General features: G+C 38.0%; 19 protein-coding genes and 1 riboswitch. Of the genes, 7 read left to right on the top strand and 12 right to left on the bottom strand.

Features of this window, described 5'->3' with window-relative positions; genetic code table 11:
- Positions 1 to 69: 69 nt before the first annotated feature.
- Positions 70 to 1,989: a heavy metal translocating P-type ATPase gene (locus M3225_RS23445; RefSeq protein ID WP_251398282.1), complete on the top strand. Its 1,920-nt coding sequence runs from the start codon at positions 70 to 72 to the stop codon at positions 1,987 to 1,989.
- Positions 1,990 to 2,221: 232 nt separating this feature from the next.
- On the opposite strand, the gene M3225_RS23440 is transcribed toward M3225_RS23445, so the two are convergent.
- From M3225_RS23440 to M3225_RS23430, 3 genes are read right to left on the bottom strand one after another with little or no spacing between them, the layout of a single operon-like run.
- The gene (locus M3225_RS23440; protein WP_251398279.1) at positions 2,222 to 3,058 is read right to left on the bottom strand and encodes a YihY/virulence factor BrkB family protein; all 837 of its coding nucleotides are present in this window, start codon (positions 3,056 to 3,058) and stop codon (positions 2,222 to 2,224) included.
- Between the two features lie 14 nt (positions 3,059 to 3,072).
- The gene (locus M3225_RS23435; RefSeq protein WP_251398276.1) at positions 3,073 to 3,411 is read right to left on the bottom strand and encodes a YtxH domain-containing protein; all 339 of its coding nucleotides are present in this window, start codon (positions 3,409 to 3,411) and stop codon (positions 3,073 to 3,075) included.
- Between the two features lie 39 nt (positions 3,412 to 3,450).
- Positions 3,451 to 3,924: a low molecular weight protein-tyrosine-phosphatase gene (locus tag M3225_RS23430; RefSeq protein WP_251398273.1), complete on the bottom strand. Its 474-nt coding sequence runs from the start codon at positions 3,922 to 3,924 to the stop codon at positions 3,451 to 3,453.
- Between the two features lie 176 nt (positions 3,925 to 4,100).
- Between M3225_RS23430 and M3225_RS23425 the strand changes: the two genes are divergently transcribed.
- Positions 4,101 to 4,328, top strand: coding sequence for a DUF1128 domain-containing protein (locus M3225_RS23425; protein WP_013055127.1), 228 nt, complete (start codon positions 4,101 to 4,103; stop codon positions 4,326 to 4,328).
- A 181-nt stretch (positions 4,329 to 4,509) separates the two neighbouring features.
- Positions 4,510 to 4,611, top strand: a riboswitch (purine riboswitch).
- Between the two features lie 83 nt (positions 4,612 to 4,694).
- Positions 4,695 to 6,431: an adenine deaminase gene (gene ade, locus M3225_RS23420; protein WP_251398270.1), complete on the top strand. Its 1,737-nt coding sequence runs from the start codon at positions 4,695 to 4,697 to the stop codon at positions 6,429 to 6,431.
- Positions 6,432 to 6,668: 237 nt separating this feature from the next.
- On the opposite strand, the gene M3225_RS23415 is transcribed toward ade, so the two are convergent.
- The 4 genes from M3225_RS23415 to hmpA all read right to left on the bottom strand — a co-directional run bounded on the left by M3225_RS23415 (position 6,669) and on the right by hmpA (position 10,972).
- Positions 6,669 to 7,415: a CAP domain-containing protein gene (locus tag M3225_RS23415; RefSeq protein WP_251398266.1), complete on the bottom strand. Its 747-nt coding sequence runs from the start codon at positions 7,413 to 7,415 to the stop codon at positions 6,669 to 6,671.
- A gap of 357 nt (positions 7,416 to 7,772) precedes the next feature.
- Positions 7,773 to 8,285, bottom strand: coding sequence for a type 1 glutamine amidotransferase domain-containing protein (locus tag M3225_RS23410; protein ID WP_013081517.1), 513 nt, complete (start codon positions 8,283 to 8,285; stop codon positions 7,773 to 7,775).
- A 143-nt stretch (positions 8,286 to 8,428) separates the two neighbouring features.
- Positions 8,429 to 9,718, bottom strand: coding sequence for a lysine N(6)-hydroxylase/L-ornithine N(5)-oxygenase family protein (locus M3225_RS23405; RefSeq protein ID WP_251398252.1), 1,290 nt, complete (start codon positions 9,716 to 9,718; stop codon positions 8,429 to 8,431).
- Between the two features lie 72 nt (positions 9,719 to 9,790).
- Positions 9,791 to 10,972 carry an NO-inducible flavohemoprotein gene (hmpA, locus tag M3225_RS23400; RefSeq protein WP_251398249.1) on the bottom strand — a complete coding sequence of 394 codons (1,182 nt, stop codon included), beginning with the start codon at positions 10,970 to 10,972 and terminating at the stop codon, positions 9,791 to 9,793.
- A 215-nt stretch (positions 10,973 to 11,187) separates the two neighbouring features.
- Here hmpA and M3225_RS23395 point away from each other — a divergent pair, with 215 nt between their 5' ends.
- The gene (locus tag M3225_RS23395) at positions 11,188 to 11,637 is read left to right on the top strand and encodes an RrF2 family transcriptional regulator (protein WP_251398246.1); all 450 of its coding nucleotides are present in this window, start codon (positions 11,188 to 11,190) and stop codon (positions 11,635 to 11,637) included.
- A gap of 173 nt (positions 11,638 to 11,810) precedes the next feature.
- Positions 11,811 to 11,942, top strand: coding sequence for a YflJ family protein (locus M3225_RS23390; RefSeq protein ID WP_016762840.1), 132 nt, complete (start codon positions 11,811 to 11,813; stop codon positions 11,940 to 11,942).
- A gap of 47 nt (positions 11,943 to 11,989) precedes the next feature.
- Here the strand turns inward: M3225_RS23390 and M3225_RS23385 are convergent, their stop codons facing one another.
- Positions 11,990 to 13,075: a nitric oxide synthase oxygenase gene (locus M3225_RS23385; RefSeq protein ID WP_251398243.1), complete on the bottom strand. Its 1,086-nt coding sequence runs from the start codon at positions 13,073 to 13,075 to the stop codon at positions 11,990 to 11,992.
- 99 nt (positions 13,076 to 13,174) lie between these two features.
- Entirely contained in the window at positions 13,175 to 14,107 is a 933-nt protein-coding gene (locus tag M3225_RS23380) for a D-2-hydroxyacid dehydrogenase (protein ID WP_251398240.1), read from the bottom strand.
- Between the two features lie 262 nt (positions 14,108 to 14,369).
- On the opposite strand from M3225_RS23380, the gene M3225_RS23375 reads away from it, so the two are divergent.
- Complete coding sequence (locus M3225_RS23375) at positions 14,370 to 15,926, top strand: ABC-F family ATP-binding cassette domain-containing protein (RefSeq protein ID WP_025752798.1); 1,557 nt, start codon at positions 14,370 to 14,372, stop codon at positions 15,924 to 15,926.
- Positions 15,927 to 16,121: 195 nt separating this feature from the next.
- On the opposite strand, the gene M3225_RS23370 is transcribed toward M3225_RS23375, so the two are convergent.
- Positions 16,122 to 17,018 carry an amidase gene (locus tag M3225_RS23370; RefSeq protein WP_251398237.1) on the bottom strand — a complete coding sequence of 299 codons (897 nt, stop codon included), beginning with the start codon at positions 17,016 to 17,018 and terminating at the stop codon, positions 16,122 to 16,124.
- Positions 17,019 to 17,179: 161 nt separating this feature from the next.
- Complete coding sequence (locus M3225_RS23365; RefSeq protein WP_251398234.1) at positions 17,180 to 18,526, bottom strand: ATP-binding protein; 1,347 nt, start codon at positions 18,524 to 18,526, stop codon at positions 17,180 to 17,182.
- Between the two features lie 368 nt (positions 18,527 to 18,894).
- On the opposite strand from M3225_RS23365, the gene msrA reads away from it, so the two are divergent.
- Positions 18,895 to 19,410 (top strand): peptide-methionine (S)-S-oxide reductase MsrA, encoded by a 516-nt coding sequence (msrA, locus tag M3225_RS23360; RefSeq protein ID WP_251398231.1) that lies wholly within the window; start codon positions 18,895 to 18,897, stop codon positions 19,408 to 19,410.
- A 51-nt stretch (positions 19,411 to 19,461) separates the two neighbouring features.
- On the opposite strand, the gene M3225_RS23355 is transcribed toward msrA, so the two are convergent.
- Positions 19,462 to 21,099: a family 14 glycosylhydrolase gene (locus M3225_RS23355; protein ID WP_285885939.1), complete on the bottom strand. Its 1,638-nt coding sequence runs from the start codon at positions 21,097 to 21,099 to the stop codon at positions 19,462 to 19,464.
- Between the last annotated feature and the right edge of the window lie 13 nt (positions 21,100 to 21,112).

Genomic DNA, 21,112 nt, shown 5'->3' with positions numbered 1-21,112 from the left:
AGCTTTCGTGCTTTTTTAGGGGTAATGATTGTGATTATTCTTCTCAATTATCGTTCAAGGAGGATTTGTATGGAAAATGCGTTACCTAAAAAACAAGAACAAACGCAGCAAACATCTTCTGCTGTCAACGTATTAAAAACACATGGTGAACTCATTGCTGCACTGTTAAGCGGAGTGCTTATTTTAGCCGGCTGGCTGCTTTCAAAACAGCAGGATACAGCAGTATCTATTACGCTCTTTATATTAGCTTATGTGATAGGTGGATTTGCTAAAGCAAAAGAAGGCATTGAAGAAACGATTGAAAATAAAGAATTGAATGTGGAAATGTTAATGATTATTGCAGCCATTGGAGCGGCTGTAATTGGCTACTGGACAGAAGGTGCTATGCTTATTTTCATTTTTGCATTAAGCGGTGCATTAGAAACGTACACCATGAATAAAAGCAACCGAGAAATTAGCGCCTTGATGAATCTGCAGCCGCAAGAAGCAACGCGTCTGATTGGGGATCAAGAAGAAATTGTATCCATTTCAGATTTACAGATCGGAGACTTGCTGCTAGTTAAGCCGGGTGAACGAGTACCATCCGATGGTATTGTTGTCTTAGGTCAAACAACGATTGATCAGGCTGCTATTACGGGGGAATCTGTTCCTGTACTAAAACAGCTCGATGATGAAGTATTCGCGGGCACGGTGAATGTAAAAGGCGCCATTACCATTAAAATGACAAAGCCAAGTGCCGAGACGCTGTTTCAAAAGATTATTCAGCTTGTTCAAACGGCTCAAAGTGAAAAGTCTCCTTCTCAATTGTTTATTGAACGATTTGAAGGCACATACGTAAAAATTGTCTTATCAGTTGTGGCAGTTATGCTGTTTCTACCACACTATGTGCTTGGATGGAGCTGGACCGAGACATTTTACAGAGCAATGATTCTCTTAGTTGTAGCGTCTCCTTGCGCCCTAGTTGCATCCATCACCCCTGCTTCGCTGTCTGCTATTTCAAACGGAGCAAAAAAAGGAATTTTGTTCAAAGGCGGCGTGCATTTGGAAAGATTAAGCCATTTAAGCGCAATTGCTTTTGATAAAACAGGAACGTTAACAAAAGGAAAGCCAGAAGTGACCAATGTCATTGTACGTTCTGATATGAACGAACAAGAATTTCTTATTAAAATAGCATCAATTGAACGTCAGTCCAATCATCCGCTTGCTCAATCCATTGTTGACTTTGTGAAAAACAAGCAGGAATTGACGCTCGTTCAGCCAGATTCACTTGAAGACGTTCCCGGATACGGTGTCATTGGGTCTCTTCAAGGAGATACGTGGAAGATAGGAAAAGCAGATTTTGTAGGTAAAGAAGATGCAGCTGAATTTGAAAATCAGATTTCATCTACGCTTGCCAGTGAAGGAAAAACGATTGTGTACGCAAAAGACCAGCATGGTATTGTGGGATTACTTGCGCTAAAAGACGTTGTACGAACAGAAGCTGTAGACGCTGTTAAATCTCTTAAAGAGCAGGGTATTCATACCGTCATGATTACAGGAGACAGCGAAAAAACAGCCGAAGCCATTTCAAAAGAATGTGCAGTCGATGAATACATTGCAGAATGTTTGCCTGAAGCTAAAGTAGATAAAATTAAAGCTTTAAAAGACAAATTCCCTACCGTTTCAATGGTGGGAGATGGCATTAACGATGCACCTGCTCTTGCTACTGCTAACGTTGGAGTAGCCATGGGAGAAGGAACAGATGTGGCACTTGAAACAGCGGATATTGTTTTAATGAAAAATGATTTATCGAAAATTTCGGATGCAGTAGCTCTCTCCAGACGGATGAACTCAATTGTGAAGCAAAACGTTATTTTTTCTATTGCCGTCATCTTTTTATTAATTTGTTCAAATTTTTTCCAAGTGCTTGATATGCCATTTGGTGTTATTGGTCACGAAGGCAGCACCATTTTAGTTATCTTAAACGGTCTTCGCTTGCTAAAATCTTAACGCAAAAAAGCCTAACGTATTTGTTAGGCTTTTTATTAGAGAAATCGAGGCCTTAATGGTAACCGTTTTGTCCATTTTGGCTGTTGCTTGTTTTATGCTTCGGCTGGCTCTTTTTATTTTGCTTTGTATTGCTTCCGTCTTTTTTCGTATGCTTTGTCATGATGTAAAACCTCCCTTTCACTTTGTTAGTATGCTCATATCTCGCGAATGATTTCATCCCAATTTGTGACTATTAAGATTTGACTCGACGGTCGTAGAAAATAGCGTTAATCTCTCCTCCAATAACGATAATCATCCCCGATAGGTACAGCCAAATAAGCAAGATAATAATTCCGCCCAAGCTTCCATATGTAGCTGTATAGTTATTGAAATGATTTACGTAATACGCAAATAGCATCGATACCACCGTCCAGCCGACCGTAGCAAAAGCTGCTCCTTTTACAACATTTCGAATCAGCAGCTTTTTATTAGGGGCAAAGTAATATAACCCCGTAAAAACAGTAAATAAAATGAGGCCGCTGATAATCCAGCGGGAAGCAGACCATAAAGCGAGAAAGGTTTCTGAAAATCCAAACGTAGACGATAAATAAAGTCCAATCATATGACCGAAAACAGGAAGTAAAAGCGCTACAATAATAACAAATATCATCGCAAAAGTAAGTAGAACTGCCATGCCTCTCGCCACTAAAAAAGGCCGATTCTCTTGTACGTGATACGCTCGGTTAAATGCTCTTACGATAGCATTAATTCCATTTGAAGCAGACCACATCGTGGCAATGATACCAAAGGACAATAGTTTTTCATTATGAGAACCAATGATATGAGAAACGTTGCTTTCAATCATGTGCAGCGTTTGCTGTGGCGCTACATTTTCGACCAAGTCAAGCAGGTCCGTCGATTCTAATGGCAAAAATCCAATCAGCGTAATTAAGAAAATTAAAAAAGGAAATAGCGAGAGCAGCAAGTAATAAGCCAATTCAGCTGATAAACTGGGCAGCTCATCTCGATGAATGCGGCCCATCAGTTCTTTGCCAAACCTTACGATGTTATTCATGTACATTCCAGCCATATGTGCCTCCTTATTTATTTTTGTTCATCACCATACTTCTCCACAAATGCCTCTTTTGTATCGTTTATAATTTCCATCACCTGAGGCGTTGTTTTTTTTAACTTTTCTACTTTTCCTGCTACAAACGATACATCTTCAGACACTTGCTCGATGGTCGTACGGATGGTTTCATATTTCTCTTTCACAGTATCCGTTACAAGTTCAGGGTGCTGAATAAGAGTTGTTGTTTTGTCTTTCAGTTTTTTACTTCCTTGAATGACGGAGTTTCTTGTTTCTTTATCAAATAAAGAAATAGCTCCTCCTATAATTGCTCCAATGACAATACCTTCTACTAGCTTATTTCGTTTACCCATTTGTCGTTTCTCCTCCGCTTTTTATTTTTTAAGTATCACTTATTCCGAGAAATGCTTCTCTATAATTTCGTCTAAAAGAGCCTTGCATCCTTCTTGAACTAAGTCATATACTTCGTCAAAATTTCCCGTGAAATAAGGATCAGGCACATCTTCAATATGTAAATCGGGCACAAAATCCAAAAGCCTTCCAATATAACCTGTTTTAGTATGTCCAGCCATCCTTCTCAGATTTCCTACATTTTCGACGTCCATTCCAATAATATAGTGGAATCTAGCTACATCCTCTTGAATAACTTGTCTTGCTGTTTGTCCCTTAAAATCAATATTATTTTTCGTTAAAATAGATTGCGTCCCTTCATGAGGAGGATTTCCTTTGTGCCAGCCTCCTGTTCCTGCAGAATCTACGTGAATTTGTCCTTCTAGCCCTTTTTTCTTCACCATATCTTTAAAGACCGCTTCTGCCATCGGTGAACGACAAATATTTCCCAAACAAACGAATAATACGTTAATCATAGTCTCGACTCCTTTCCCTTATTACAAACATTATATACAATCATTTTCAAACTAAAAAATAGTTTTCTTTTATTTATATTGTTTCCATTCTTCTGTGGATAAGAACCTGACATAAAAGTGTTCACACGATAAAAACATGTTACAATAAAAAAAACGCAACTGGAAGGATGAACAAAGTGGATTTATCAGTAAAATCTCCAGAGAATATTAAACATATGGTCGATAGCATTAGTGAAAAACTGCGCATGCTAAATATCGGAGCAATCAAAGCTGAAGCTTTTGACGAAGAAATGTACGAAGACTTAAAATACTTATACGATATGGTAATGAGAAAAGATTCTTTTAGCCCAAGTGAAATGCAAGCGATCGCGGAAGAATTAGGTACACTGCGCAAACAAGCTTGATGACAACTCCGTCAATGACTAATAGCCATTGACGGTTTTTTTTACATTTTTTTCTATACATGAATGTTGCACCTTTTAGCGAGCAAATAAGAGTTAAATCGTTTACATACACATAGATGGAATATTCCCAAAAATCTTTCTTTTCCATTAGGAATTGACGTTTTTATTATTTGTCTATAGAATGTATCGAAATACCTAAGCTCGTATAGTCTTGGAAATAGGGTCCAAGAGTTTCTACCGAACTACCGTAAATAGTTGGACTACGAGGGTTGAACATCATTCATCCTGCATTTTTATTCTTCTTTATGTTCTCCCTTACATAGTCCTTCATTGTTATCCAGTTATACAATGAGAGGAGTCACATTCATGTCAAATACAAAAACAACATTAAAAAAACAGCTTGCTGTTGCCAATAAAAAAACACCTGCAGATCTTGTAGTGAAAAACGGAAAAATCATCGATGTCTTTACGCTTTCCATCATTAAAGCCGATATTGCGATTGCTGATGGAATTATTGTTGGAATAGGTCAATACGATGGACATAACGTCGTTGATGCAAAAGGAAAATACATTTCTCCTACATTCATTGATGGACACGTTCATATCGAATCATCAATGGTTACACCCAAAGAGTTCTCAAAACTTCTTGTACCTAGAGGCGTCACAACTGTCGTAACGGATCCTCATGAAATTGCTAATGTTTCAGGAAAATCTGGCATTGAATTTATGCTTCACAACTCGGATTCCATCCCTTTGGACGTATTTGTGAACTTACCTTCAAGCGTTCCAGCAACTCCTTTTGAAAGCTCTGGAGCAGTCTTAAAAGCAGCTGACTTAGCCCCATTTTTCTCTCACCCTCGCGTGCTTGGATTAGCAGAAGTGATGGATTTCCCTGCTGTGCGAGATGGAGATGACGATATGCTCGATAAATTACAAGCAGCTAGCAGTGCAAACGGCGTAATTGATGGGCACGGCTCAGGGCTAGATGCCACGGGCGTTAATATTTATCGTACGGCTAACATTTCAACAGATCATGAATGCGTAACAGCAGAAGAAGCAATTGAACGTATTCAGCGCGGGATGTATGTTCTGATCCGCCAAGGTTCTGTCGCTAAAGATTTGAAACAATTATTACCTGCTGTAAATGAACGTAACGCGCGCAGATTTTTATTCTGTACCGATGACAAACATCTAGATGATTTATTAACGGAAGGTTCTATTGATTACAATGTTCGTTTTGCCATTGAACTCGGGCTGGACCCGTTAATTGCTATTCAAATGGCTTCATTAAATGCCGCCGAATGCTACGGGTTAAAAGATAGAGGTGCGGTTGCTCCTGGTTACAAAGCCAACTTTATTCTATTGGACGACTTAACCGATATATCTGCAGCACATGTTTATCAAAACGGAGAGCTCATTGCTGAAAATGGAGAGATGCTTTCTGTTCAAGAAGAACAAATTGGTCTTCCAACAGAACTAATGAATTCTGTTCATTTGAAAGAGTTTTCTATTAACAAACTTACGATACCACTTCAACACAATCGCGCTAATATTATTGAAATTAATCCAAACAGCCTGCTTACAAATCATATTGTAGAAGAAGTTCAAGTGAAGCAAAACGAATTTCAGTCTTCTGTAGAAAACGATCAGCTGAAAATGGCTGTTGTTGAGCGTCATCATCTAACAGGGAATATTGGTCTTGGGATCGTAAAAGGCTTTCAGTTAAAAGACGGAGCGATCGCTACTACGATTGCTCACGATTCACATAATATCGTAGCTGTAGGAACAAATGATGAGGATTTAGCAAAAGCAATTGCAGCAATTGAAGAAATCGGCGGAGGTATTGTTATTGTAAAAGGCAATGAAGTGATTGGCTCCCTTCCTCTTTCCATCGGAGGGTTAATGTCACCTCACCCTTACAATGAAGTGAATAGCTTACTTAAGCAGCTTCACGGCGCTCTTCATGAGCTCGATATCTCACAGAAATTTAACCCGTTGCTGACATTATCTTTCTTAAGCTTGCCTGTTATCCCATGTCTAAAGTTAACCGACAAAGGATTATTTAACGTAAAAGAATTTAAGCATATCCCTGTTCAAGCATAAAATAAAAGGACTCTTTCGAGTCCTTTTTATTTATACCCTTTAGACGGCGTAGTTCGAGTTTTACGATTTTTATAATGACGATATCCTTCTTTTAAAAGGATAGGAAAAACAGCGACTAAGATTTTTTTTAATATACGTCCCAATTTAAGGCACTCCTTTACGTGTTCTTACTTTACTATACCCAAATTGGACAGCTAAAAACGCAAAAAAGAGCAGGTATATCCTGCTCTTTTTGTATTACTTACCGATAAATTGTTGAGTCCAGTACGTAGTATCACCTTTTACGTATCCAACACCAATTTCAGTGAAATCAGGGTTTAGAATGTTTTTACGGTGACCGTCACTATTCATCCAAGCATTCATTACCTCTTCAGGAGATTGCTGACCTTTTGCAATATTTTCACCTGCAGTTGTATATTCGATGCCGAATTGTTTCATCATATCAAATGGTGAACCATATGTTGGTGAATTGTGGTCAAAGTAACCTTTTTCCATCATATCTTTTGATTTAGTACGTGCAACGTCACTTAATTTTTTGTTAAGTGTTAGAGGTTTTAAACCTTGTTTTTCACGCTCTTGGTTCACTAAATCTACTACCTTTTGTTCAAATTGACTAGCATCTTTTGTTTGTTCTGCTTTATCAGTATTTTCTGATTGTTGAGCTTTTGTATTTTGCTGTGTTTGCTCAGGAGCTTTTGCTTCTTCACTTTGCTCTGGTGCTTTTGCTTGTTCCTGTGGAGCTGCTTCAGCTTGATTTGGTGCTTGTGTTTCTTGTTGTGGAGCTGCTGCTTGAGCAGATTGTCCTTGAGCGTTAAATTTCTTTAATAGCTCATCTACATTTATATTTTGTGCTGCTTGAGCATCTTTAATGTTAATTTGTTTTGGAGTGTTGCAATCAGGAGCTGCTGCATTTGCTTGTCCTGCTGTTAGTAATCCTAATGATACGGCACCTGCGACAGTGGCAATACGAAACCTTTTCTTCATGTTTGAAATCCTCCTATGTGATAATAAAGTTTTTTATAAAACCGCAACGCATCTAAGCTTGTAGCAAGCCAATCTCGTGATGCACCCTCATTGTTGCACGAAAACTATGAAACTCGCAACGCCTTTTAAGCTACCAAAATTATACTTTCATTTATGTGAAAAATATTTCGATTGTATTACGTGGCTTCTATCTATTGATAGTAAAAGGTTTTCATATTCTTTTAGAAACCGCTTCACCCAATGCAGTAATATAACTGTAAATCTCTCGTCAAAATCGTTACATACAAAAAGGCGACAACAGAGTGGTAAATCACCCTGTTATCGCCTTTTGCAGAAAATTTTACTAATATTATTTACTTATTTTAAGACATTTACTGATTCACGTACGAATGCTTCCATATCGTCTGGTGTACGGCTTGTAACTAGTTGATTACCGCATACCACCACTTCTTTATCATGGAAGTTTGCACCTGCATTTTTCAAATCAATAGCAATTGATTTGAAACCAGTTACATCACGTCCTTTTAATGTTTCAGCATTGATTAGCAGCTGTGGTCCGTGACAAATAGCCATAACCGGTTTGCCTTCATCCATAAATGATTTTGTGAAAGCTACGACCTGATCGTCCGCACGCAAGATATCTGGTGAGAAGCCTCCCGGTAAAAACAATGCGTCAAAATCTTCTGGTTTTACATCCGCAATTGCTTTATCAATTGTTAATGTTGTTTCGCCTTGTTTACCTGTTACTTCACCTGTTTTAACATCGATTTTTGTTAGCGTATGGCCTTCTTCTTCAAAGGCTTTGGCTGGATCTGTATATTCCACATCTTCAAATAAATCTGTTACTAATACTGCAATTTTCTTACTCATTCTAAGCAACTCCTTAATTGATTTGTGTACTAATGTTCTATAAATAAAATACCCGTGCACTATTCTTTTAAACATGGTTTATGAGTAAAAAACTTTTCTCCAATAATCAAAAAACACATTGAAAGTTTTTATAAAGCAGAAATTCAAAACAAATTAAATGTCTGAAACGTCGTCTCTTCTGGAACTGGGTACACATCTCTACCTGCAATCACGTTCAGAATACGCTGATTGCGCTGAACGGATAAACCAAGATTTGTTGCGCCAGATCCATGTGAATGTTCGATATTGGTTAAAGTAAAAAAGTGGTGGTTACGGGGTTGTTTAAAGACAAGCCGGTAATCTTTTGTGACTTTGAAACGCTTGTCATCTTCCCATTCGATATCACCTTTTATTCGTTCGATGAACGGCGAAATCTTTGGCTTGTAGCCCGTGGATAAGATCAAGCGATCCGCTTCGTATTGAAAAGAGCGTTCAGTCTTTAATTGTTTGCACTCCAACTCATATCCATTTCCTTTTTTATGAATATCACTTACTTCTGTCGAGGCTTGAATCGTAACGGGTACTTTTTCTTTAATTGAACGATGATAGAGTAAATCATAGATTTTCGTTAAGGTAGAAGATTCAATTCCGTGACGTAAAGGATTTAAATCTTCAACTGTGCTTGTACGTTCTTCAAAAGGCAGCGAATGAAAGTAATCTACATAGTCTGGCGAAAATAACTCTTGAGCAAGCTTGGATTGATCAAGCTGAAAAAAATTAGAGGATCTTGTAAACCATGTAAGGTGGTAATGATGTTCAGTCTGTTCTTCTAGTAAATTAAGAAAAATCTCCGCAGCACTTTGCCCTGACCCAACGATCGTTACATGCTTTCCTTTTTGAATCTCTTCTTTTTTATGTAAATAGCCGCTGCTGTGTAAGATATGCTCATTCAGCTTTTCTTCAAAAGCCGGAGGCACAAGTGGAATGCTTCCTGTTCCCATTACGACGTGTTTAGCATTTACCGTTTGAATTCCTTCAGGTGTTTCTACCTTTACTTCATAATACTCTTCTTCATTTTTCGGTATCACATCCACGACTTTTGAAGAAAAATAGCAGGAAGATAGCTGCTCGGCTACCCATTTTGCGTACTCGTTATATTCTTGACGCGGAATGTCAAAACGATTAAAGAAAAAGAATGGATATAAGCGTTTTTGCTTATGAATATAATTTAAAAAAGAATAGGGACTTGTTGGATCCGCAAATGTAACTAAGTCTGCTAGAAACGGAATCTGCAAATCCGTGCCATCAATTAACATCCCCGGATGCCATTCAAATTTCTCTTCTTTATCAAAGAAGACGGCATCAATTTCATCAAGAGGCTCAGCAAGGGCCGCTAAACCTAAATTAAAAGGTCCTATTCCTATTCCCACCATGTCATACTGCTTATGTGTCATCTTTAAACTCCCTTTCATAAAAAAAGCTAACAGTATTGTCTACTGTTAGCTTTTTACCCTTTTTCCATACATTTATGCGGAAGGAGTCATACTCATTTTCGGGCCAAACGATTCATACATGATATTTTCTTGGGAAATACCCATTTCAGCTAAGCCTTCTAACACCATTTGCGTAAATGAAGAAGATCCACAGACATAATAATATGCATCTTTATCGCTTGCATATTTAGCTAGCTCCTTTTTAGTTAAGCGACCATACGTTATATGTTCATCATGCTGCCCTGCTTGCGCCTGACTATAGAAAACGTGTTGTTCAAACATATACTTCTCTGACAACGATTGAAGCTCTCGTTTCATTGCATGAAACTGCTCATTTTTAGCACTGTGAATAAATGTTACTTCTTGATTGTTTTCCAATGCTTGATGAAGCATTGACATCATTGGAGTGATTCCTACACCTCCGCTGATAAATACTGATTTTCTATTTTCTTTTAAGACAAAATCTCCTGCTGGAACGCTGACTTCAAGCAAGTCTCCTTCTTTCAATTGGTCATGTAAATAAGTTGACACGACCCCTTCTTCCATTTGTTTTTCTCTTTTCACCGTAATTTTATAGTATGGTTGGTTTGGATAGCCAGATAAGCTGTATTGGCGAATTGATAAATACTCTTGACCAGGAATTCGTACACTCACATATTGACCTGGCAGAAAAGCAGGCAGCGCTTTTTGATCAGGTGATAGTAAATAAAACGAATATACGTCTTCTGTTTCTTTTACTTTTTTATCAATCATTAGTTTTTTATAATCTTTCCATCCTTTTTCTTCAGCTTCTTCATATAACTCTTGCTCCACACTTATGAATACGTCTGCAATGGCACCGTAAGCTTCTTTCCAAGCTTCCATAATCTCATCGGTAGCAGCTTCTTTTAAAACATCTTTAATTGCCTTTAATAAGAACTCCCCGACAATTGGATAGTGCTCTGCTTTCACGCCGATACTGCGATGTTTATGGGCGATTTGCTTCACAACTGGAAGCAGCGTTTCAAGCCGATCGATGTACTGCGCAGCGGCATAAACTGTATTAGCTAACGCCATTTGCTGACGTCCTGTTTTTTGATTCGTTTGGTTGAATACATTTTTTAAAGAAGGATACTGTTCAAAAAGCATCTCATAAAAACGAGTTGTGATTGCTTGACCATGCTTTTCTAAAACAGGAACTGTACTTTTTACAATAGAAATAGTTGTTTGTTTCATAACTTTCGCCTCCGAAAGATTCATTTTAAAAGATATATTTTTAATACATCTTTATAATACTCATATCCAACTCGAAAAGATATATTTTATATACATATTTAAAGAAATGTTCACAAATTTACTCCTTCAAAAATGAGAGCATTCTTTCTGTATTTCTTAGATATAGACATGCTATTATAGATACATCAGTTGCTGATAAGAGAAGAGGTAAAAAGATGAGGCTCACACAATATACAGATTACTCACTGCGAGTTTTATTATATTTAGGCGTTCGCGATAATAATAAACTAAGCAATATAAAGGAAATTGCTGAAGCGTATAATATTTCAAAAAACCATCTTATGAAAATCATTCACGAGCTTGGAAAACTTGGCTTAATTGAAACGATCCGAGGACGAAACGGCGGTATTCGTTTAGCTCAGCTTCCAAAAGACATTAATATTGGCAAAGTGGTACGTCAAACAGAAGAAGATTTTCATATTGTTGAATGTTTTGACCGTGAAGGAAACTTCTGCATTATTAGCCCCGTCTGTAAGTTAAAAAGTGTTTTGCATGAAGCTATGCAAGCCTTCGTTAAGGTGTTAGATCAATATACATTGGAAGATCTAATCCAAAATAAAAATGAATTAAACCTCCTGCTTCTATCTCAAAAAAACGAGGAATGAGCAAACTAAATTTCACCTGAAATTATTCTCGTTTTTTTAACCTTTTTCCCTTTCATCATAAAATAAAAGATGTTACAATGAGGCACGTATTGGAAAGACAAGATGTCTCCATTCGAGCAGACAATGAACCTCATTCTGTTCATCCTAAAAAAATGACGAAAGGGTGTTTGAGTATGCACGTAGGAAGCAAAGGTTGGTATGTTGAGGAACTTAAAAAACGAGGAGTTCGCAACCACGAAGGCCGCAAAGTGGAAAAGTACAAAACATATGTACTTGCTAACTTGCTTGATAAACACAAAAATTAATAACGTGTAATAAGAGAGTACAAATGCGTACTCTCTTTTTTGTTCATTTAATAAGCAGCGTCTTGATAAAAATAATTTGGTGATAATACTTTATTTTTATAAGGCTTATGAAAAATATGTGTGGTAGCTGGCGAAATCGGTGGAATCAACCACGTCCAGTTCCCAGTCACTTCCCGGCCATTTTTTTGCTCTCTTTCTTCAAACAAGTGAAATTGCTGAGCAGCAGTGTGATGGTCTACAATGCTAACGCCTTCTCGTTTGAAAGAAGAAAGCACTGCAACGTTTAATTCAACAAGGGCCTTGTCCTTCCAAAGGGTCGCGTTGTAATCCATGTTCAATCCCATCATAGAAGCTATTTTTGGAAGTTGATTATAGCGATACGTATCCGCTAAATTTCGCGCACCAATTTCAGTTCCCATGTACCATCCATTAAATGGTGCTGCGACGTAATCAACCCCTCCAATTTCTAACTTCATATCTGAAATCATTGGGACAGCGTACCATTTTAACTGTAAGCCTTCAAATTCAGGAAGTTCTGGATGCGTAATAGCTACTTCTTTCACTAAATGTTTTGGGATCTCAAAACATCGAGGTGACTCTTCATTAACTTGCAGGACAAGAGGAAGAACATCAAAGTGAGTTTTCTCACCTTCCCACCCTAACTTTTGGCAGACTTCCGTGAACGCAACAGAATCAGGATCTCCTATCATACCATATTCCGTCTCGTACCCAGCATAGCGGATTAGCTGATGATTCCATATTCTAACCGGCTCTTTTGCTTGCATTTTCGGTTTAAACACCGTAATAGTAGGTCGGATTTTTCCGTCATTTGTTGCATTTTCAATATGGTGAAAAAGGGCGTCTCTTACCTCTTCAACTGTGCTCGCCTCTCGCTTATCAAATACATTGAGCGATTGCCAAAATAGTCGTCCGATACATTTATTGCTGTTTCTCCAAGCCATACGAGCTCCGTGCTCTAACTCTTCAAATGTATGATCATAATGTCCGAGTGACATAATTTGCTGATGAATTTCTTTTAATCGCTTGTTTTTGTCCGCTTCGCTTTTTTCAAGTTCAGCGTAACACGTCTCTATAAATACACGTGCTTGTTCAAATAATTCTTCTTGCTTCAATGTTTGTTCCCCCTAGAAGAACAGATTTCATTCTCTTCGTTCAAGAAAAGCAAGTTTCAGTATACCATTCCCATAGCGGAAAACGCGCATCATAATGCTTTAATAGCCTCTTTCAATATTAACCAAGTTAGAAGGCAATTCGCCTTGCTCAACTTTTTGCAGCGTTTCAACAAAACACTCGACGGCTTCTTCAGGCGTAGTCACCGCTGAAATATGAGGTGTTATGATGATATGTGAATGATTCCACCAAGAAGATTCTTTCGTTAACGGCTCATGTTCAAACACATCTATGTATGCTTTTCGAATACGCTTTTGCTCAATGGCTCCTACTAACGCATTTTCATCTACAGTTGCACCTCGTCCAACATTTATAAAGTATGCATTTTCAACTAAATTCATCCATTTTTGATCAAAGTAGCTTTTTGTTTCATTCGTTAACGGCATTGTACTAATAATCCAATCAGCTTCTTTTAGCAAGTCTTTTTCCTTTAAAATCGAGACCACTTGATCAAATGACGGCTTTTCATTTCCACTTTTAGATACTCCTATCACTCGTACACCAAAAGATTTTAAAACAGCTGCAAGACGTCCGCCGATTTCACCTGTTCCATAAATTATGACCGTTTGAGTAGAAAGCTGCTTAGGCTCTATTACTTTCCACTGCTTTTGTTTTTGCTGATGTTGAAACTGTGCGTGGTGCTGAAGTTCAGCTAGCATATAACTAAGGCAATATTCACTGATTCGCTGACCGAATGAACAAACCGTACGTGTTAACATCACACTCTTTTTCCAATCACCACTTTCTAAAAACCGATCGACTCCTGCGCCGAGAGAATGAATCCATTTAAAGGTATGATCTTCAAAGTAATCTGTTGGACCGAACGATAAAAGCGCGTCAGCCCAGTTTAAATCTTCAATTGTAACGTCTTGCTCTTCTATAAATCGAAACGTCTGTGTGAGCTGCTTTTGGTTGATCATCTCCCGCAGCTCTTTATGCATTCTTCCTGCCACTAGTATCGTATAAATTTTCATTTCTTCTCCCCCTGCCTTTTTATTCTTCTTTTACATACTCTATTTGAATAATTCCGTTTGACCGTTCCTTCGTCATGCCGGATTTTCTACTTTGATATATAGTATGGATGAAATGAAAGGAAGACGCGAGTGAATTTTATATGACTTTCAGGGCTAGAAAACTCATATGGATTTATGTATATAAGTTCGCTATAATCGTTATGAATCAATTTGTTTATAACGAAACGTACGATAGATATTTTAAAAGAAAAGGTGTGTCAGCATGAGTGTATTAAACGTAAAAAATCTAAGCCATGGTTTTGGTGACCGTGCGATTTTTAACGATGTATCATTTCGATTGTTAAAAGGTGAACACGTAGGCTTAATTGGAGCAAATGGTGAAGGTAAATCAACATTTATGAACATCATTACAGGGAAGCTAGAACCGGATGCTGGAAAAGTAGAATGGTCTAAAAAAGTGCGCGTCGGCTATTTAGATCAACACACGGCATTAGAGCGCGGTCTTTCTATTCGTGATGTACTAAAAAGTGCTTTTCAATACTTATTTGATTTAGAAGCTCAAATGAATGGTCTCTATGAGAAAATGGCGGATGTATCACCAGAAGAACTCGAAAAACTATTAGAAGAAGTCGGTACACTTCAAGACCTCTTAACAAACAATGACTTTTATGTCATCGACGCAAAAGTCGAAGAAATTGCACGCGGATTAGGATTAGAAGATATCGGCTTAGATCGCGATGTACAAGATTTAAGCGGTGGACAGCGTACAAAAGTATTACTAGCCAAACTGCTGCTGGAAAAACCAGAAATTCTATTACTTGATGAGCCTACAAACTACTTGGATGAACAGCATATTGAGTGGCTACGACGCTACTTGCAAGAATATGAAAATGCCTTTATTTTAATTTCTCACGATCTTCCATTTTTAAATAGCGTGATCAATTTGATTTATCATATGGAAAACCAAGAGTTAAATCGCTATGTAGGCGACTACGACGATTTTATGAAAGTATATGAGATGAAAAAACAGCAGCTTGAAGCAGCTTATAAAAAGCAACAGCAAGAAATGGCAGATTTAAAAGATTTCGTAGCGAGAAACAAAGCGCGTGTGTCGACAAGAAATATGGCCATGTCCCGTCAAAAAAAGCTGGATAAAATGGAAGTAATTGAGCTAGCTCAAGAGCGTCCAAAACCAGAGTTTAACTTTAAGAGTGCTCGTACTTCAAGCAAATTAATTTTTGAAACATCTGATTTAGTCATCGGATACGAAGAGCCGCTTTCTAAGCCATTGAATTTAAAGATGGAGCGAGGTCAAAAGATTGCCCTTGTAGGAGCGAACGGAATTGGGAAAACAACTCTTTTAAAAAGTATTTTAGGAGAAATCAAACCGATTTCAGGCTCTGTAGAAAAAGGAGATTACCAGCACATTGGCTATTTTGAACAAGAAATCAAAACGGCTAATTACAATACGTGTATTGAAGAAGCATGGAATGAGTTTCCTCACTTTACTCAATATGAGATTCGTGCAGCTCTGGCTAAATGCGGCTTAACAACGAAACATATTGAAAGTAAAGTAGAAGTTCTAAGCGGTGGAGAAAAAGCAAAAGTTCGTCTATGTAAGCTGATTAACAATGAAACCAACATTCTTGTACTGGATGAGCCTACAAACCACTTAGATGTAGATGCGAAAGATGAATTGAAGCGAGCTTTAAAAGAATACAAAGGAAGTATCTTAATTATTTGTCACGAACCTGAATTTTATCAAGATGTTGTCACAGACGTGTGGAACTGCGAATCTTGGACGACTAAATTATTTTAAAAAAACAGGTTAAAAGAGGAATATCTTTTAGAAAAAGTGGGAATGATAAGATTAAGTTCCCCCCCCTTTGTGTGAGTAGCCATTTTTTAAATGGTTACTTTTTTTATGTATAGTCCTTTAATAAAATGGCTATATTGTATCTATACTCCCTAAACCCAAAAAGACCGCTGCAGCGATGCAGCGGTCTTTTCATTGTCATGGCTTCATCTGTAGCCAGCTATCAAAACGATGAACAGCTATACTGCTTGGAGGATTTTTAGCTTGACACTCCGTAAGCAGAATATCCAGCTCTTGCATCATCATTTCTTCTCCTTTAGCGGAAAAAGAAATGTATTCTCCTTCATCTGAGGACATCGTTTCTACCCCTATTTCAATTGGAGTGGATAGCACACGCCCCCACTTGCGTTCATTTTCCGTTATTTCAGCAATACCGTTTTCTTTACCTGCGTGGTTTCGGTACCCCATGATTGTGACTTCATCAGCGTATTGAATAACCCACCGCCCCAGCGAACCAGAACCGTTGCTATTTTTGAAGGGAACTTCGTCAAACCAGAACGGTATATCTACAGCAAGCGGCAAGTCTAACTGACGAGACTGTACAACGGCTTGAGAAATGACATATTGGTACTGCAGAATACTTTTCGCTCGATTATTTCCCCAGCTTTTATACAAATATGGCTCTACATCCAAATGAACCCCTGAAAATTGCTGTAGTTCTTCCGCTTCTGCTTGGTAAGCTTTTATCCAATTAAAAAATGCGTCTTGCTTTTCTATACCAGAAGTCCCTATCCAATAAGGAGCGCCGTCAAGTGCGTAAACACTTATACCCTGGACTTGCGCTTGTTCAATAAAATGCTTATATACGAAGAATGAAAAATGAGTATCAATTTGTAAATAAACCTTTGTGACCTTTTTTTCTTGAAGTTTTTCGAGGATAGCCTCTTGGTGCAACATCCATTTTTTTGTATCCCACACCCACGTCGACAGCGGTATATTCATCTCTGCATTCACCTTTGATTCACACCCTATTCCTTTCCCCATATTAAACAACCATACAACCACCAGAAAAATAAGAACGCACTTGCTTTTCACACTCTTTTTTCCTCCTTTATACGAGCCAGAACTCATATAAAGAGAGTCTGGCAGCTTGGCAACTTTATGGTGAATTTCTCCCTTAGATCTGTAGCTTTCAGCAAACTCGCCCTTATCAATTTTTTCAGCCTAATCTTTATATGTTCTATCGGTTGCTTGATTTACTTCTCTATTTCTTTCTTATTAAATAAATATGCCTGCTTTGGATGGTTTGGCTGATTTGGATATTTTAACTGTAATTGTCCTTTTCGTAATAGCTTTGTTAAATAATTATTACGTACTCCATCCGGCGTTCTTTCTAATAAATAAGCAAACTCTTTAAGCATGAGCGGTTTTTCTTTGCATAACTCAAGAATAATATGCTCCATCTGATTCGGCGAAAGCCGTTTTTTTTCACGAGCCAGCGCTGCAATATCCCATAACTTCGTATCAATATCCTCAACATTCACTGAATTAGACAAATCATCTTTCGGTTCTTTATTATAGGAGTTATAAATATTATTATAGGAGTCAACTTCTTTATTATAGGGGTTATACCCACTATTATAGCAGTTCTCTCCTTTATTACAGGAGTTTTCATCGTTATTATATGACTCTAACTCCTCTATTAACTCTTCATCACCTTTATTATAGGAGTTGTCATTTTTATTATAGGAGTTTATTTCGACATTGTTTTTAGGTGTATTTTGATATTTTTCGACACCTTTAAAATTATTTCCCGAACCGGTTATGGACGTATTATAAGTGTCTTTTTCAGAAGAACTCACCTGTCTTTCTTGAGTGGACAGAGATAAAGTAACCACTGTACGATGCATAGAAGCATCTTGATCAATAGCCGGCGTTTTATAATGATGCAAGCTCCAATTTTGCTTTACTTTTTTCAAACCAGAGCCCGAACGTTCACATAGCCCTAGTAAACTGAATAACTTAACGATATTTGGGTTTCGAAGCTGACTAACGGTATTGCTAAAAACTGAATCTGAAGGTACTAATAAAAGACCAGGGTTAGAAAAAACGTAATAAGAAGGTTGCTTTTCTAAAATAACGCCGCCCTCGCCATTATAATCTGCATGAATAAGCATATTGATTAAAACTTCTGTTAAAGAGGAAGCGATTGACGGCTGGGGTTCGCTATTACGAACAATTTCATGAATATGAAAATAAAAATCAAAAATATTTCCTGACCAAGTCCCGTCTTGAGAGGTAAAGCGCTCTGTCCATTCTTCATTCCCTTTACTTTCCCGGTATTCTAAAAAGTATTGTGGTAAAACTTCTGTAATAATCCGTTCTTCACTGAATAAAAGCAGGCCTGCGAGTGTGACCCCTTCTTTATGGGTATCTCTAACCTTTCCCCAAGCTCCTACTTTGTATAAAAACTCCTTTGTTTCAAGCGCATTCCAAGGATGAGCTGGTTTTACTTCAGCAAATCGATCCCGGTAGCTTTTGATCGTATCAAAATTTAATTCGTTTAATCCATAGTGCTCTAGGATGAGATTATCTTGTAACATATTCAACTCTCCTATTATCTTTGTATATTTATTTAACAGCGCGAATATGCTGTTTCTTACCCCTTATTAATAGCGTACTCAATTTACTTATATAGATGACATCGGCACCCTAAAATACTGCGCGTAAATTGCACTTCTGTCGCGCAATCTCTTCTACATCGATATATACATCTCATCTATTCTATCATTTTTTCTTTATTCTCTCCTTCATTTTTCAATCTTCAAAAAAGTAGAGTTTATTGTGTAAAAGCTGTGGATATTTACCTTTATCCACAGCTTTTACACAACCTACAAATCCTTTTCTAGCTGTTTTAATATAAATTTGATATAATACCCTTCATAACAACGGAGTAAGTGAGGGATTACGTATGGAAAAAGCTACATTTGCAGGTGGATGTTTCTGGTGTATGGTTACACCTTTTGAAGAGCTAGAAGGTATTCACGGCATTGTATCAGGATATATGGGGGGAACTGTGGATAACCCTACTTATGAGCAAGTGAAATCTGGCACAAGCGGTTACTACGAAGTGGTTCAAATTACATTTGACCCTGAAGTATTTCCCTATAAGCGTTTATTAGATCTTTATTGGCCACAAATTGATCCAACAGATGACGGAGGTCAATTCCAAGATCGCGGTTCGCAATATCGGACAGCAATTTTTTACCATAACGATAGTCAAAAACAGGCAGCTGAAGAGACGAAGCTAGAGGTCGCAAAAAGCGGACGTTTTAAAAAACCAATCGTGACAAGCATCCTTCCTGCCTCTAAGTTTTATGAAGCCGAAGAGTATCATCAAGATTTTCACAAGAAAAATCCAGACCACTATAAAGAAGACCGCGCTAAGTCCGGTCGGGATGAATTTATTCAAACTAACTGGAAATAAACTTCCTGTATTCAAAACAAAGCCGCATAGCAAACGCTATGCGGCTTTGTTTTACCAATTATCTGTATAAGTTGTTGTTGTCGACGGCACGCTCCAATATTGCTGTGCAGGCTGCCATGCTTTTAACGAGCCATCAGCCTTCTTCACAATTGCTTTAAATTGAACATTTTGACTCGCAGGAAAATAAACGGTGCCTCTCCAATCAGCTGTAGATGAATTGTATGTTAATTTAATTGGATAAATGGACGTATCCCACTGACCTAGCTCAGCTCTGTCTCCAACAATATAAACCGTTTCTCCTACTGTAGCTGGCGCATTTTTTACTACAACCGTTTGCGCAACTGGTGTAACGCCCAAAGTATTTTTAAATTGCCCCATAAGCGTATCATTGTTAATTACATCGTAGAAACGAAGCAAAGTAAATCCTGCAAAATTATAGTTAAAGGCCATTTCAGCTGCTTTTTTATATTGATCTTCACTGCCTATAGTTAAAGCATTTTCTCCATTTAAAACAATTCCTTTTGCATTCGCAATACCTGCTACTTGGCGTACAAGCGTCTTTGGCATAGAATATTCCGGATAACTTCCGCTGTCCGTCATTTCTAAACACGTAAAAGTGATATCTAATTTAGCTGTTTTAAACGCATCTAAAAGCGCATTGTAATCATTGTATCCAGCCGGTTTTTCTGCAGCATGAGGAATCGTCGGATTATTGTATTGCCAATGGATTCCTGCCACTTTTGCACCGATTGGTACGTTAAAGGTGGAATCAAAAGCCTGATGAGCTAACTGTCCAATACGTTTTGTGTGATCTTCCAAAGCTCCTTGATACCACGCTAAGAAATCTTTTCCATAAGCTGTTGAATAACCATCTTTTAAGAACTGATAGCCATCTGATGGCGGTAAAATTTGCGATATAGAGGTTAAATTGGTTCCCCATGCCTGATTAACGCCGGCGAGTGAACCGTATTTAGTCAAAGCATATGATTGAAACTTGCTTTTGGCGAAGTTCGTATACACTTGAAATTTCCCTCTAGACGGATAGCCGGTTCCGTCTGCTGCTGTATAGGACGGATAACGAATTTCACCTGCAGGACCTCCGGATAAATAGATTTTAGCAATCACGTCTTTATAAGGTGCTAACGCTTGCGCAAATGCCGTATAGAGCTCTCCATATTGCTTAGAAATAACGTCGGTTGCAAGCGGGCTTAGCGTTTCTTTATTTATCGTACCTGTTTCAGATTTAAAGTAAAGGCTGTCATCACTTTTTAAGTTCCATACCCAAGACGGAAGCGGAACGTTACAATCATCTCCTACATTACCGCCGCACTGATGAGTAGAAATAATTGGAACGATCTTTATACCCGCATTACGAGCAGCTTGAGCAAAACGCTGAGCATAGGAAAAATCGAACTGCTGATCACCGTTTTTCTCCATATCTCCCCACCAGAAGTCTACTGTCACTGCATAAAATCCATTTTGTTTCGCTTTGCGTAAATCGTTCTCAAACACTTCCCATGTCGTATAGTCTGTTACCTTTTTTAACGGCGCCATTAAATAGGTTTTATAACCCGGATTCATTGATTTTCCATCTACGGCAGCCGCTCCATTAATTGGATTCAAAATGAAAACGCTAACAAAAATGGCCATCAAAACGAAAGCCGATCCTTTTTTACATAGCTGTTTCATATCTTCCCTCCAT

The organism is Priestia aryabhattai (assembly GCF_023715685.1).
GTDB lineage: Bacteria > Bacillota > Bacilli > Bacillales > Bacillaceae_H > Priestia > Priestia aryabhattai_B.
This window is presented reverse-complemented; position numbering and strand designations above follow the sequence as displayed.